This is a genomic window from Mesorhizobium sp. M0991 (assembly GCF_040318915.1).
Classification (GTDB): domain Bacteria; phylum Pseudomonadota; class Alphaproteobacteria; order Rhizobiales; family Rhizobiaceae; genus Mesorhizobium.
Window position 1 is genome coordinate 46,134 of record NZ_JAMYNE010000023.1, and the last position, 14,516, is coordinate 60,649.

The following is a 14,516-nucleotide window of genomic DNA, read 5'->3' on the forward strand; positions in this document are numbered from 1 at the left end:
GCCTCCTGATATCGGTCGAACGATGACGGGCCGCGAGGCGAGTCCCAGGAGCCCGATAATCTGCTGTTCAAGCAGGAGCGGCCGCATAGCGGACATCGATAGCCATCTCTGGGCTGGACGCCGGCACCAGCCGGCTGATCAGGGTTCGGCCCCGGGTTACCGCCCGAACGGGGCCAGCCGCAAGGCGGGGCCTCACCCTGATGTGCTCTGCCGAGCGAACGACGCTTGCCAAACTGGACCATCACACGCCGCACATCCTTCATTTGGCCAAAGGTCGAGCTGGCCTTAGCCGGCCACGTCAAGATGTCGACCTAGTTGAGGCAATCCCGCCGAGTTATGCGCTTCTCTATGGTCTCGCGGCTCGGCTTATCCGCATGGAAATCCCGGTCGACGGTGCCGGGGTAAAGCGGGAATCATGCCCGATGCTTGCCCTCAGCGACGTTGGGGAGATTTCGCGCAAAGGGCAGCACATTCGGCGAGGCAACCAGCGAAGATGGTCGTAGACAACGACCGCTTCCCAGCAAGTATCGGCGAATATAGGGCAAAAATAACTGTGTGCCGCCATCAGGACGAGGGGGTCGATTGCACTCCCGCGCCCAGACTGATGACGCGAAAGCGGATCGGGGAGGGCTCGGCGCGCTCCCCTTGCAACAGGGAGCGCGTAACATCAGGCCGCCCTCCCTAATTCTTCCGCCTGCGGCTGGAATTCGTGGAGATAATTGACCGCGCGTTGTGCGTGGGCGGCTGCCTGAAAGATCGCCCGTTTGTCGCTGCCCAGCAGGCTGGCCCAGCCTTGAATATAGGCGGCATGATCGGGTCTCGGCTCGAGCTCGGGGACGATATCGAGGTCTGCGCAGAGCATCGCAGCACCAAGCTCGACGAGCAATTCTTCGCGCGCCCGATCCGTGCGATCCTTGTGGTAGCGGCTGAGGTCCCTGTTCAGCCGCTGAGGAGCCGATGTCCAATGCAGGGTCTCGTGTGCTCTCGTGGCGACAAATGAAGCCATATCCCGGAAAAATTCCGGTGACGGCAACTGCACATGGTCGGAAGAGGGAGAATAATAGGCCTTGTCTCCGCCATACCGCACAACCGCTCCGGTGTTGTCGAAAAAACGGTCGGCATGCTCGATGCGCTGGACAGGATCGGCGGCAGGCTCTGGTGCCGCATGATAGTGCGGCGGCAGACCTTCAACCTGGTCGGCGCAAAACACCGTGTAGGCCTTGAGGAACGGAATACCCCGCTCGACTTCCTCGCCATGCGCGTCGGTTTCCGTCCTGGTGAAGCGGCTGGCGTAAACAACCATGGAGCCGGTCTCGCCCTTGCGAACATGACCCCCGAGCTCCGCACTCTGCTTGAACGTCATCCAGACCGGAGAGACAAAGCCCCTCGCGACCGCCTCCGACCACAAAAGCAGTGTATTGATCCCTTGATACGGCAGGCCGTTGTGACGGAGCGGCCGTGTGATGCGACCGGTCGTATTCGCAACGCTCCACGGTTTGACCCATGGGCGCACGCCCTTCTCCAGATCCGCGACGATACGATCGGTGATCTTCGCGTAGATGTCGACGCGGGGCTTGTTGTTGTTCCTGTCCATTTCAAACCTCCATTCGAGGCCGCGCCAATCGCGGCCGTCACGAGGTCCGCACGCGCAGGACCGCAGGTCCGCGAACCCGCGCAGGATCGATGGGGAAGCTGAGAACCATCGCTTGCGGGCCGCAACGTCAGTGGAGGACGGCGCAGCCGTTTCGCGGCACGTGGACCGGAGCAGGACCATCATTCGTGACGGCCGCGATTGGCGCGGTCCCGACGACCAGCCCATCCCCATTCTTTGAGTTCGGTGCTTTTGGCACATGCAAAGAGGCCGGCGACCCCGAGGGACACCAGCCTCAGTATGAGAGGATCGGGCGGAGCCGAAGCTCCGCCCATTCGGATTAGCCAAGGGCCGCCATCTGGAGATCGGCTGCCTGCCGGTTGACGGTCTGGCCGGGGTTCTCGGTCTGGCGTTCGTAGGGCTTCCAGCTCTCGCCGACGATGTGCTCGTAGGCGGCAACGGCGCCCTCGGCCGCCATGCGCAGGGCATGTGCCTGAAGGCCCATTTCGGCGGCGAATTCGCGCTTGCGCTGGGCCTTGCTGTCGAAGCCGACCGGACCGTCAATGTCCTCGTCGCGGGTGTCATTGGCGAGCTTGGCCGTGGCATCCTTCGCCTCGGTGACGGCCTTCGAGTAGAACTGGCCTGCTCCAAAGGCGGAGCCGACATGGGACCCGACGATTCTTTGCAGGTGGATCTGCATGGCCTTTTCGGAAAGGCCCTCGGAGAGCGTATCGGCGCTTTCGATCAGACTGCGCTCATGGAATTCACGGATGCCGTCACTGTCGAGGATGGAGAGGCCGAAGCTTTCGGAAATGAGGGTGGCCTGGTGGCCATCCGGGCAGCAGAGCCGGACCATTTCGAGGGTTGTGCCCTTGCGGAGCTGGACGACGCGGGCCTTGGCCTTGGTGGAGCGGGTTGAACTGGACATTGAGCTTTCCTTTCTAGCGATGCCCTTCAGGTGTTCCGGCCCTTGCCGGTCTTTCCTGCGGGTGCGGTCAAAAGGAACCGGCGGAAGCTGGACGCTTCAGGGTCCGGAGCCTGCCAGGCGAGCGAGGTTGGCTTGCGGACAAGCGGGGTCAGTTCTTCACTGGCCCTGCGCGGGACGCGGGCCAGCCTTGCCGAGATCGGCGGGATCCGGCCGCCCCGCGGCGCGATAGCGGCCTTGAAGCGGACAGCCGCCGGTTCAGACCGCAGCAAACCCGCCGGGAAGACCGGCAAGGGATGAATTCGGACATCGGCATGCGCGAGGAAATGCAGTGTTCATTCCCGCCGCCAATCCGCCTGCCCGCCAAGCTGCGCGAGGGACGTCAGCGGTTTGAACTTCGGCTCCTGCCGGTATAGATGAGCTGCGCCGGTCCGCCGCTGCGGATCAACTCTTTGGCCTGCTCCCATGTCGGGCTGGCAGCGTAGCGTGTTCAACTCCGAAACGAGGGCAGCAATGACCGGTCACAACGACGACTACGTCTATGACAACGCAATAGGGGAATGGCGACCAGCGTCGGAGATGGCTGCCATTGCAGCTTCTGCCGGAAAAATTCAAGTGCGCGATGCCGCCGGCAATGTGCTCGTCGACGGCGACTCCGTCGTCCTCGTCAAGGACCTCAAGGTCAAGGGTGCCGGCCAGACCCTGAAGCAGGGCACGGTGATCAAGTCGATTCGTCTCACCGACAATCCCGAAGAAATCGATTGCCGGCATGATGCGATCAAGGGGCTGGTGTTGCGAACGGAGTTCGTCCGCAAGCGCTGATCAGACACCAGTATTAGGCACGCAGCAGGTCCTGCGGGATCCTGTCACGCAGTGCTGCGATTGCAGCGTCCTGCCTGGCCAGTTTGCGTGAGAGCGCATCGATTTCGTGCTGCCTTTCCTGTGTGATCGCGGCAAGGTTCGATCGATACCGTTCCAGAAAGGTCCTGGCATCAGCAGGGTTTCGGCGTCGGTGGCCGATACGCTGGAGCTTGAGCTGCGGAATGATCGCCGTCATCTGCCTCATGATCTGCCGGTTGATCATATCGAGCTGGCGCTGTGTGTGGCGCCGAGCCTCCTCCATGCGAAAGAGCTGTGCGCGGAGCTCGGGGACAGACATTATGTGTCCCTCCCCTGCCAATCCATGAAGCTTGAGGGCCCGCCATAGACACGGTGGCGCGCAACATCGATGACGAATCCAAAGCGGCCGACATGGTATTCGTCGGTCGCAACGAGAAAGCGACGTTCCTCCGTGCCCGCTCCGCGCCTGCCGCCAGGGGTCGCGATAACCTCGGTGAACGCGGCCTGGTGCCCGGAACGGATCGCCGACACAACGACCCAGTCATCGGTATGCCTCTCGAAAAATGCCCGCTCGTCCTTTTTCGCGGATTGGCCGGGTTCGAGCACCCTCCCGTGGATCGCCTCCCAGGCATCCGGGAACCAGTCGCGGATCGACTTTTCCGCACAAGCCCTCTCGAAGTCCGTGAAGAGTTGGGGGAAGGCTTGGGCGACGGCCGCCCAATGGCAATCCTCTTCATACCAGCCATCATTGGCACGGAGCATCTGATGGACTTTGCGATTTCGCTCCGCCGACAGATGGAACCCGCCATGGCCTGCGGTCGAGTGAGCCACGACGCCCTCGGCATAGACGGTCGCTCCCTGCGACGTTCCCCATGGCGTGTGGGCACGGGAGTGGATCTCGCGACGTCCGAGAGCCGCGCGCTGCTGCTGGTGGAGGGCGCTCTCCTTGACATGCGCGCGAAACGCCGCCTTGTCGGCAAGCTCTCCGGCATGGCCGTAGAAATCGCCGCGCGTCCATTCGGCCATGGGCCGGCGGATACGCCAGCCCGTGACAAGATAGTGCGGGCCATCGCGGGCCGGAGCCATGGCGAAGGCGTGCTCGCCGACAGTGGCAACGCAAAGCCCATCGGCGCTTCGGCCAAAAGTAACTTCTGGAGAACCGGGGGGTTCGACGACATGGGTTTCAGAAGTTCGCGCAGTCATGCTGCCGTCCCCCCTCTACAGTATCCGCCGCTACGGTGTCGGCCGTGACTTGCTGCAACACGGCGTTCGGATAGCCGTGACGGGTAAGCCATTCCTCGGCGGCCGCGCGATTGGCGGCAAGATGGACAAGCTCCGCATCGTCGCCGGCGCGGTCGAGCACCAGGACGGAGCCGATGGCGGGCCGCTGCTTGACCGAAAACTTCAGGTCGCTGTTCACCGAAAACGTCTGGTGGACGCGCAGCACAATGGTTCCCTGACTGCCATAGTCGCCCTTGTGCAGGGTGATCGAGGCGGGCAGCGTCGTACTGCCGACGCGGGCCTCGGCCTGTTTGCGGATCAGGCGACCGCCGCCGTTGCGATTTTCCCAGGCTGCGAGCTTCTTGCGATGCCGCTCTGGCGGGCGTGGGGATCCGTCGGAATAAGTCACGATGGATGCGAGTGGAACAAGGTCATAGATCAATTGGGCGGACATAGTTTTCTCCGTGGTGCTCATGGTGGAAACAGAACCGCCGCCGGTGATGTGCCGGCGGCGGAATGATCGTTCGAAGGGAAAGGTAAGGCGCAGCCGCCTACTCGGCGGCCACCTTGTAAGGCTCGATCTGTTCGTCCGTGAGGTCCTCGTCCTGCGCAGCGGGGTCCTCGCCAACGTCGTCATGCGCGGGCTCGACAACCGCATCGCCGTCGAGCTCGTCCTGGTCCTCCGGCGTGCCGTCGTCAGGCTGTTCCCTGGCCTCGTTCTTCTTCAGCCAGGAGGTCAGCTTTTCCGGAGTGGGCGCAAACCGCGCCGACGGGTGGACGAAGCGGCCTTCCTTGAAATGCTCGACAAGGGCCGCACGAGTATCCTTGACCTTCTGACGGGGCAGGACGGATGTATCCGCGCAGGCGCTTTCCAATGCCTGCCGCGACAGGCATGACAGGAAATCCTCCGTCCCCATGTTGGCCAGGAAGCTGTCGGCGGCGATGACGTCGCCGGCGACACGGGCGACAACGCCGCTGTCCGAGCGATTTTCCCTGCAGGACAAAACGTCGATCAGCAAGGAACGCACGGCAATGCGCAGCGTGTCCATGTCGAACGCGAGCTTGCCCTCCTGGTCGAACAGGCGCGCGGCATGTTCGCCGAGGCCTGCCGCCCCGTAATAGGAGATGTCGCGGGCGCCAGATGCCACTGTCACATTCTGGCCGGCGAAGGCGAGAACGAGCAGCGCCATCAGCGTGTCGTCCTCGATCGGTGCGCGCGACAGCGCCTCGTGCAGTGCGTCGGTACGAAGGTCGCCGATCATCTCCAGGCCTTTGCGCGTCACGTCCGGACGCGGCTTTGCCGTAACGACCATATCATCGCCATCGGCCTCGACATCAGCGCCATTCTTGTCCTTGGACTTTTTGACCGCCGGCATACGATACGCGACCGACTGTACCTTGCCGTCGCGGTCGAGATACATGGCGGTGTGATCGGATTTCGACGGCTTACCGTACAGACGCTCGGCCTTGGCCGGCAGCTTCGGCTCGCCCCACTGACCGGCTTCCACGATCACGCCACGCTTGGGCACAGCGTTTGCCATCCACTCCTGCTGGGCGCCAAGAAAGGCCTCGACATCCGTCGTGTAGCGGCTGTCCTCGTCGGCCGGAGCGAACAGGTCCTCGACCCAGGCAATGCCGTAGGCCTGGGCGAGATCGTCACCGAAGCTGGCGTCGCGCGCGTACATGCGGCGCTTCGTCAGGCCCTGCGCCACGCTCCACCACGACACCTGGGGATCGGCCTTGGAGGGCTTGTGCTTCTTCCAGACCTCCTTCTGTTCATCAAGCGAAGCCGAGGCGATGGTGCGCAACTGCTGCTCGTTGGGCATGTCGCCCTTGGCCATCTGCTCCAACATGGCCGGCAGAACGTTGGCCAGCAGGCGCAGCTTCCTGATCTGGCGGACGGGCAGCGCCAAAGCGACGGCGATCGCTTCCTCGGTCCAGCCGAGCGCGACCAGCCGCTCAATGGCGCGCCATTGGTCGACGGGATTGAGCTGCTCGTGAGCGAGCGTTTCCGCTAGCGAGCGCATGGCGCCGCCATCCTCGGCCCTCTCGATCACCAGCACGGCGATCTCTTCGAGACCGGCCGCGATCGCCTGCTTCACCCGACGATGGCCGGCATCGATGACGTAGCCATTGCCGCCATCGGTCTCCAGCGCGACGACAGGCGGCTGCACGATGCCGACGGCACGGATCGTAGCCAGCAGCAGCGCGTCGGCCTGCGGACTCGACTTCGAGCGTCGCGCCTTGTCAGGGTTGTCCTTCAGCGCGCGCGGGTCGACAAACTTCAGTTCCATGGAGATGCTCCTTCAAGGGTTTTGCGGGACACCGCTGATCGCTGCGTCCTTGCTCGTCTTCTTCCTGAAGACATCCCCCGGCCCGCGGAGCGGGCGGGCCGGTGCACCTGCGGCCGAGCATCCCTGCCCGGCTGGCCGAGCGGGGCTAACAGCCCTGCGCAGGACGACGCGGCCGGGATCGCGAGCGGCGCGGTTGAGCGCCAGCGTCAGCGGCCCGCCCGATCTGCGAGCGGGTTTTATTCCTCCTAAGTTTTCCTTTCCTCAACCCTGCGACGTAGACCGGGGCATGGCGATAAGCGGAACGGTTCTCTGCCTTGGCGCGGCGGCTCCGTTGCGAAAGCTCACAGGTTTTTGTTCTACGTTGGTTTTTGTGAAGAGAAACCCGGCTGCTAGCGGGGGGGGGTCGGCATTGTCCCATTTCGGGACCAAAGCGCTGGCATTGCGCTTGCTTCGAACGTGGTGCCGGTTGATCCCGGTCCTGATCGCGAACTTTGATCAGGTGTAGGCTCGCCGGGCTTGAGGTGATAGGGGTTTCTTCGCCCGGCGAGTTCCGCCACGCTAAGAACAAAGGCCGGCGCCCTCGCTGAAGCTTATCCGAATGGCGCCGGCCCCGGGCGGGATTGGGATCCGCCGCGCCTTGACATAGCTGAGTCGTTACGTAGCGTCAGGTGGTGGCGGACACTTTGGCTTTCCGCTTCGCGGGTGCCTTCTTGGCTGGTGCGACGGGTTCAGCCTTGCGTCCAAGCCCGATGGACTTCGCCAGTTGCGAGCGCTGAGCGGCGTAATTCGGAGCCGTCATCGGATAGTCGCGCGGCAAGCCCCACTTCTCGCGATAGGCGTCCGGCGTCAGACCGAAGTCCGTGCTAAGGTGCCGCTTCAGGGATTTGAACTTCTTGCCGTCTTCGAGGCAGATAATGAAATCTGGCGTCACCGACTTCTTCGGGTTGACCGCGGGAGTTTGCGGCTCAACGACAGGCGCGATCGGCGTACCAAGCCCGGACAGAGACATATGCACGGATGCGATTAGTTCAGGCAGGCCGGTAGCCGGTACAGGGTTCTTACTTACGTAGGCGGACACAATCTCCGCAGTAAGCTCGGCTAGTTCGGCGGCGCGGCGGTCGGATTCTTCTGTCAATGTGTCGGTCCTTTTGTCTGATTTGTCCCATCTCTATTTGAGCAATGTCCAGTACGCAACCGGGCCTGATCTATTCTAAGCCAATGATGGCATCCGGCATTGCGGCGCTGGGCAAGAGCGACGCCAAAATTGACGCGTTCTTTTTGGCCGGCTAGGCTGTAGACTAAAAAAACAGGCGGCCCGTCAGCCAGTGACGGCCCGCTTATATGCCGATTAGCTAAAATAACGGAACGTCCAACGGACAAGTACGGAACCAAAGCGGTTATGTCAGACCTTTGCTTGCATTGCGCAAGACTTTGATCCTGCCGTCGTATGGTGAAGAACGGAAGTTGATCGGCACGACATAGGGCCATCCCGCAACGGATCGATAGCAAACTGAATTTAGGCGGCTATGGTGTGAACGCGGAAGTCGGGTCAGATCCGCTTGAAGTCCTTAAGCCCCAAGGCGCATCCGCTGGCCTTCCGTGAAGGCAAGGGCGACCGATTCCAGGTCGAATGATCGGGTAAGTTCTTCGCCGTTCCCAACAACACGGACGAACCACTCGCCCATGGCCTCGACTATCTCAACGGACGTGTGGTTTGCGCCGCCTTTGGTGTCGTCCATCGCAACTGCCTCGTGTCTGGATGGGGACAAGACGAAACAATATGACTGCTCGCCTTTCAAGCGCTAAAAGGCCGGCGCCTGCTTTTGCGGGGGGCTCTGGCAGGCGCCGGCCGGACGGTCCAATCAGGTCCGCCGCGATGATCCAGTTAGCTGATTCTTGACGTTACGTCATGTGGTCTGGCTGGCCGGAGCCGAGCATGACCGAAACGAGGCATCAACATGGGTAAGCAGTTCGGCGCGCCTCCCGCATCGCCTGCACCCGAGCCGCCTTGAACCTTTGCCGCCGGTATTGCCGGACTCTTGACCGGCAGCCTGTATCGAGCCTGCTATGCGGCTGCACGCGGATCCTGGCCATCAATCGAAGACGCAAGATCGTTTTCGATTTCCGCAAGCTGCCGGCGCTTCTCGGCGAGTTCACCAGAGAATCCGAACTCGCCGCCCTGACGCGAGCGATAGGAAGTGAGCCTGAGCTCGGCATCCTCAAGACGCTGGCGGTATTGTACCTGCTCGCCCTCGAAGCCGGCCAAGGCATGCTCGAGGCTAGAAATCGCACCAAGCGGCGTAGTGGTCACCGGCAGCTCGATTTCATAATCGGCGCCGGTGCGCATCAGCATCGTGGCATAGCGGTAGCCGTCCTTGCCGAAGCGCTCGCCGGAATATTCGAAATCGAAGCCGCCGATGGAGGCGATAGTGGTTTCGCCCTCCTGCTGAAGCTGCACGAGAGTCAGGATTTCCCTCATCAGCGCACGACCGGCGAGTTTGCGCTGCGTGAACGCCTCGCCCCCGACCACCATGCTGAACCCATCGCCGGTCGTCGGCACGAGGCGCTCGATATCCTTGCCCACCTCGCCAATGCGCCGGGTCGCGTATTCGATATCGCGCTCGGCATCGCGGATCTGCCGCCGAACGGCGTGCTCATCATCAATGTGGGCCGCGCGAAGGCGCTCCAGGCGGGCAATGTCTGCCTCCAGACCTGCCTTCTGCATCAGACGTGGATCGCCCGAGGCGATCGCCTTGGCCATAGCAAACTGGTTGGCCTGCCCCTCACCCATATCCTCCAACCGCCGAATGGACGTGTCTCCGGAGAGGGCGGCCGCGATGAACCGGGCCTTGCGCTCGTTGTTCTGCCACATCTGGGCGTCCATCGATCCTTCCGTGGCGTAGGCGAAGATATCGATGATATCGTGCTGGTTGCCCTGCCGCAGGATACGACCTTCGCGCTGCTCGATCTGGGAGGGAAGCCACGGCACATCGAGGTGATGCAACGCCTTGAGGCGGAGCTGCGCGTTGACGCCGGTGCCCATCGTTTCGGAGGAGCCGATCAGGAACCGGATTTTTCCGGCCCGCACATCACCGAACAGGCGCTGCTTGGCCTCCGACTTCCTGAAATCCTGCATGAACGCAATTTCCGATGCCGGAACGCCCCTGCGGACCAACTCGTCCCTGATCCAGCGATAGGCTGAAAAGCCTCTGGTTTTCTCGACGCTGATCGTGCCGAGATCGGAAAAAATCATCTGCGCTGCGCCAGGAAGCTCGAACGGCTTGCCGTCGGCGCGGACATAGCTGCTTTGCGCTGTTTCTTGCCAGATACGGAAGGCATTGCCGATCAGGTCGTTGAGCTTGTTGTCCGGCTCATTGTCATTGTCGGGATCAACCAGGCGCAGGTCGATAGCAGCGTGCCGGCCATCGGTGATAACCGACAGCAGGATGTCGTCACCAGCTTCTGCCGGACCGTCTCGTTCCTCGATGGCCTTGATGCGGGCGTCGAGCACCATCTGGTAGCGCTTGAAGGCGGCGGACGGCTTGGCGGTGATGATCTGACGTGCGCCGGTCGAAAGCGCCGGCACCTTCACATAGTCCCGAAGGTCTTGCGGCATCACCACATCCGCGAAGGAGCGGAACATCGCGATCAACTCCGGCACGTTGACGAAGGTGGCGAAGCGCGTCACCGGCTTGTATTTCCCGGATGGCTGCAATTCGAGTTCAGTCGTGACGTCCCCGAAGGTCGAAGCCCAGGCGTCGAACTCGTGCAGCCCGCGCTGAAGCAGGGCCTGGTAACCGAGATAGCGCTGCACCGAGAACATCTCGCCAAGCGTGTTGGTGATCGGCGTGCCGGAGGCCAGCACGAGCGCCCGGCCTGGGTTCTTCGTCTCCACGAACCGGGATTTGACATAAAGGTCCCAGGCCCGCTGCGAGCCGTTCGGATCGACGCCCTTGAGCGTCGACATGTTGGTGGCGAAGCTAAGCTTCCTGAACTCCTGGGCTTCATCGACGATGATCTGGTCGACGCCGATCTCGGAGATGGTGAGCAGGTCGTCCTTGCGGGTCGCCAGCGCCTCCAGCCGTTCCTTGAGCCCCTCCTTCAGCCGCTCGAGACGCTTGCGCGAGACGCGGTCGTCGCTCTCGACCTTGGTCAGCAGCGTCTCGTAGAGTTCCAGTTCGTCGTGGATCATCTGTTGCTCGAATGCCGACGGCACGCCGATGAAGAGGAAGGCGCTGTGCGTGATGATGATCGCGTCCCAAGCGGCGGTCGCCGCACGCGACAGGAAGCGATGTCGCTTGGCTAAAGAAAAATTCGTCTCGTCGGCCACCAGGATGCGGGCGGTCGGATAGAGCGCCAGGAATTCGCGGGCCATCTGTGCAAGGCAATGGCCGGGAACGACCAACATGGCCTTGGCGATCAGGCCAAGCCGGCGCTGCTCCATGACGGCCGCGGCAATCGTCATGGTCTTGCCGGCGCCGACGGCATGGGCGAGGTAGGTCGAGCCGGCCGAGACGATGCGCCAGATGCCGCGTTTTTGGTGCCCATAAAGAGAAAAGGCGCCGGAGGCGCCTGGAAGTTGCAGGTGATCCCCGTTGAATCTTCGGGGCGCGATGTTGTTGAAGCGGTCATTATAGACCCGCGCCAGCCGGTCGGTCCGGTCGGGATCGGACCAGATCCAGTTCTGGAAAGCGGTCTTGATCTTCTGCAGCTTTTCCTTGGCGGCTTCCGTATCCACGACATTGAGCACGCGCTTTTCAGCCGGGCCCTCCTTCACAGTGTCGAAGATCTGCGGCACGCGGCTGTTCAGCGCGTCGGCTATGAGCTCGCCGGCATGACGGCGATCGGTGCCCCATTCGGACGTGCCGGCCGCCATCCATCCCAATTGCCGCGCCTCTACCGTCCACGACGCCAGCTCCGGCATATGATGGATCCTGATCTCGGCGCCCATCGTCTCCTTGACGAAGGCGGCAACATCGGCGGCGGGTATCCATGGTGCGCCAAGACGGGCGGTAATGTCGGAAGGCCGAAGATCGGCCGGCTGAACCTCGACCAGGGCACGGACATTGCGCTCGAAGACGGGGTCGAGGGCGGCGGCGGCTTGTGCGGCCTTGAGCTTGTCGCGGACCTGGCCGGAGAGATAGGCGTCGGCCGCTTGCCAGGAACCGGTCTCAGGATCGCGGTAGATGGCGTCGCCGAGTTCGGTGATGACTGCTGCGGCATCGGCGTGCAGCAGCTCGGCGATGTGATCGACGTCGACATGGCCGCGTTCGTTGAGGACGACGGCAAGCGCATCGGCAGCACTTGTGATGACGGGTGCCGCGGGCGGCGCGATGACGCGCTCGGTGAAAATCGCACCCGGCCGGGCGGTATTGGTCTCAAGATCGTAGTCTTCGATGGAAGCCACCAGCCAGCAATCGGGATCGTCGAGGAAGGGCTGCAGGTTCGGCCGGCGATGCACTTCGCGGACCTCGCCGGTCTCGGTGTCCTCGCTGGTGGAAACGACGGTCGTGTTGATGGAGCCGAAGGCGCGCACAAAATTCGACCAGGCGATGCGCAGCTTGACTTGGGCCGGCTTCCAGGGCCGGTCGAACTCCTGCGCCTTCAGGACTTCACGCACGGCATCACGGATGGGGATCAATTTGCGGATGATACGCGCGTGCTTTTCGGGCACGCCTTCGCTCGCCCTGCCCTTGCGCACCGTGACGGTCACGGCAGCGCCGTCGATCATCTGTGCGAGGGTGGTGTTTTTCGCGACGAAGAAACTGCCCTCGCGCACGCCGGCGCCTTCCGGCAGGGCATCGACGATATCGGCACTGTCCTCGGCGTCATGATCAATCTCGTCCGGCTCGCCGTCATAAATGGCTTCCGGAAGGAGGGAGATCGCTGCGGTGAGCGCCCGCGCCAGATCGACACCGGGATGAGGCAGGCAGGAATAGGCCTCGCCGTAAGGCCCCGAGATCGAGGCATGTGTGCCGAGCACGAAATCCGGGTGGCGCGCGAACCATCGGTTTACGCGGATCGCGCCCTCATCTGCAGTTGCTCCCCGGACCTTCTCGGTGTCGAGCCATGACAGGTCGCCCTCTGGCTCGCCGATCTTGCGCTTGCGGAAAAACAGGATGTCGACCACGACATCCGTCCCGGCGTCGGCCCGGAAACTGCCCTCGGGCAGGCGGATCGCGGCAATCAGGTCGGCGGTCTTCGCGATATGCTCGCGCGCGGTGCTGTCGGCCTTATCAAAAGTGCCGCAGCTGGTGACGAAGGCGGCGAATGCCCCCGGCTTCAACAGGTCGACGGAGCGCGCGATAAAATAGTCATGCAGCCGCAATGCCATCGACCGATACGCCCGATCGGAGCGCACGGTTCGGTCCGAAAACGGCGGATTGCCGATGGCGAGGTCGAAGCTCGCCGGCAGGTCGGTGCGGGCGAAATCGCCGGCTATGATCCGCGCTTGCGGCTGCAAAAGCCGCGCGATGCGCGCGGTGACGGGATCGAGTTCAATCCCGGTGACGTGGGAGACGCCGCGCAGGGACTGCGGCATCAGCGCCGGAAACAGGCCGGTTCCGACGCCCGGTTCAAGAACCCGACCGCCGCGCCATCCGAGACGCTGGAGACCTGACCAGATCGCCCGGATGATGAACTCAGGCGTGAAGTGGGCATATTGGGTGCAGCGTGCGAGCGAGGCATAGTCGATCTCGCCGACGGCATCTTCCAGGTCCGAGCCGATGTCGTCCCAGCCCTTACGGAATTCGAGCTCGCCGGGGCGGCGGAAGACACCATTGGCAAGGTCGGACGCGCCGAAGCCGGTGAACCGGATCAGCCGCTCCTGCTCCTCACGCGTGGCAGGACGCTCATCGGCCTCGATCTCGGCGGCGAGCCGGATCGAGGCGATGTTGTCGCGGGCCCGATCCTTCCAGCCACGGGCCAGTCCACGATCGCCGGCAAGATGAAAGTTCAGTCCATGAACCCGTCGAGGCTTCGACGTCGGTTGCCTGGCTGCAACCGCCGGCGTGACCGGCGAAGGCGCGGAAGAATCGGGATCATCTTCATCGCCCGGCCGGAAGTCAGCCGCGAAAACCGTGACGCCAAGGCCAAGTCCGGACGAAATGGCCGTGCTGCCGAACAGGTCGATGGTAAAGGGGTCGTCATGAGCCATGGAAAATCTCCTTGGATTTGAGGGCGAGCACGATCGGGCGTACGGCGTTGGCGTCCGCGTGAAAGGGCTGGCAGGTTTGCTGGGGGTTAGCGGGCGATCAGCGAGAGCGAGACTTCGGTCTCGGTGAGCTGCACGTTGAGATGCGTGCAGCGAAGCTTGCGATCGAACAGCGGGATCAGTTGCTCGGCGTCGATGAATTCGATGCCGTCGTCGCCACCGAAATGGCGCTGCTTGTAGTGAAACCAGTCGGGGTTGCCGATCGGGTGGCATTCTTCGGAATAGAGGACGAGCGGGCGCTCGCCGTCTGCGAGTTTTCCGTTCGATATGATGTAGACCCCTTGGTCTCCGACCAGCCACAGGCCGGGGATCTCGCCCTGGCCGGGCTTGAGGCCATAATAGGGATTGCGGAAACCGCCGTTGTTGGCGGCATCGGTCTTTCCGCGCTCGATGACCTTGCGAACTGCAAGAATGGGAAAAGTGAACATCGCA

11 protein-coding genes are annotated in these 14,516 nt (G+C 62.8%); 1 reads left to right on the forward strand and 10 read right to left on the reverse strand.

Annotated features, from left to right (window positions below):
• Positions 1-667: 667 nt before the first annotated feature.
• Both NKH70_RS26485 and NKH70_RS26490 read right to left on the reverse strand, forming a co-directional pair.
• A complete protein-coding gene (locus NKH70_RS26485; protein ID WP_353026477.1) occupies positions 668-1,594 on the reverse strand; it encodes an ArdC family protein in 927 nt (308 codons plus the stop codon).
• A gap of 337 nt (positions 1,595-1,931) precedes the next feature.
• Positions 1,932-2,519, reverse strand: coding sequence for a hypothetical protein (locus NKH70_RS26490; RefSeq protein ID WP_352726782.1), 588 nt, complete (start codon positions 2,517-2,519; stop codon positions 1,932-1,934).
• Positions 2,520-3,029: 510 nt separating this feature from the next.
• Between NKH70_RS26490 and NKH70_RS26495 the strand changes: the two genes are divergently transcribed.
• Complete coding sequence (locus NKH70_RS26495; protein ID WP_353026516.1) at positions 3,030-3,338, forward strand: alkylphosphonate utilization protein; 309 nt, start codon at positions 3,030-3,032, stop codon at positions 3,336-3,338.
• 13 nt (positions 3,339-3,351) lie between these two features.
• Here NKH70_RS26495 and NKH70_RS26500 read toward each other — a convergent pair whose 3' ends face one another.
• From NKH70_RS26500 to NKH70_RS26535, 8 genes are all read right to left on the reverse strand, one after another.
• Entirely contained in the window at positions 3,352-3,675 is a 324-nt protein-coding gene (locus tag NKH70_RS26500) for a hypothetical protein (RefSeq protein ID WP_353026479.1), read from the reverse strand.
• A complete protein-coding gene (locus NKH70_RS26505) occupies positions 3,675-4,559 on the reverse strand; it encodes a DUF7007 domain-containing protein (RefSeq protein WP_353026480.1) in 885 nt (294 codons plus the stop codon). The genes NKH70_RS26500 and NKH70_RS26505 overlap by 1 nt, the downstream gene beginning before the upstream one ends.
• On the reverse strand, positions 4,540-5,031 hold the full coding sequence (locus tag NKH70_RS26510; RefSeq protein ID WP_353026481.1) for a UCP036055 family protein: 492 nt from the start codon (positions 5,029-5,031) through the stop codon (positions 4,540-4,542). Before NKH70_RS26510 ends, NKH70_RS26505 begins: the two co-directional genes overlap by 20 nt.
• A 97-nt stretch (positions 5,032-5,128) precedes the next feature.
• A complete protein-coding gene (locus NKH70_RS26515) occupies positions 5,129-6,871 on the reverse strand; it encodes a ParB N-terminal domain-containing protein (RefSeq protein WP_353026483.1) in 1,743 nt (580 codons plus the stop codon).
• Positions 6,872-7,535: 664 nt separating this feature from the next.
• Positions 7,536-8,006: a Ros/MucR family transcriptional regulator gene (locus NKH70_RS26520; RefSeq protein ID WP_353026484.1), complete on the reverse strand. Its 471-nt coding sequence runs from the start codon at positions 8,004-8,006 to the stop codon at positions 7,536-7,538.
• Positions 8,007-8,439: 433 nt separating this feature from the next.
• Complete coding sequence (locus tag NKH70_RS26525) at positions 8,440-8,610, reverse strand: hypothetical protein (protein WP_352689507.1); 171 nt, start codon at positions 8,608-8,610, stop codon at positions 8,440-8,442.
• A gap of 326 nt (positions 8,611-8,936) precedes the next feature.
• Positions 8,937-14,027 carry a helicase-like domain-containing protein gene (locus NKH70_RS26530; protein ID WP_353026485.1) on the reverse strand — a complete coding sequence of 1,697 codons (5,091 nt, stop codon included), beginning with the start codon at positions 14,025-14,027 and terminating at the stop codon, positions 8,937-8,939.
• Positions 14,028-14,113: 86 nt separating this feature from the next.
• A complete protein-coding gene (locus tag NKH70_RS26535; protein WP_352688753.1) occupies positions 14,114-14,512 on the reverse strand; it encodes a DUF3085 domain-containing protein in 399 nt (132 codons plus the stop codon).
• Positions 14,513-14,516: the final 4 nt, after the last annotated feature.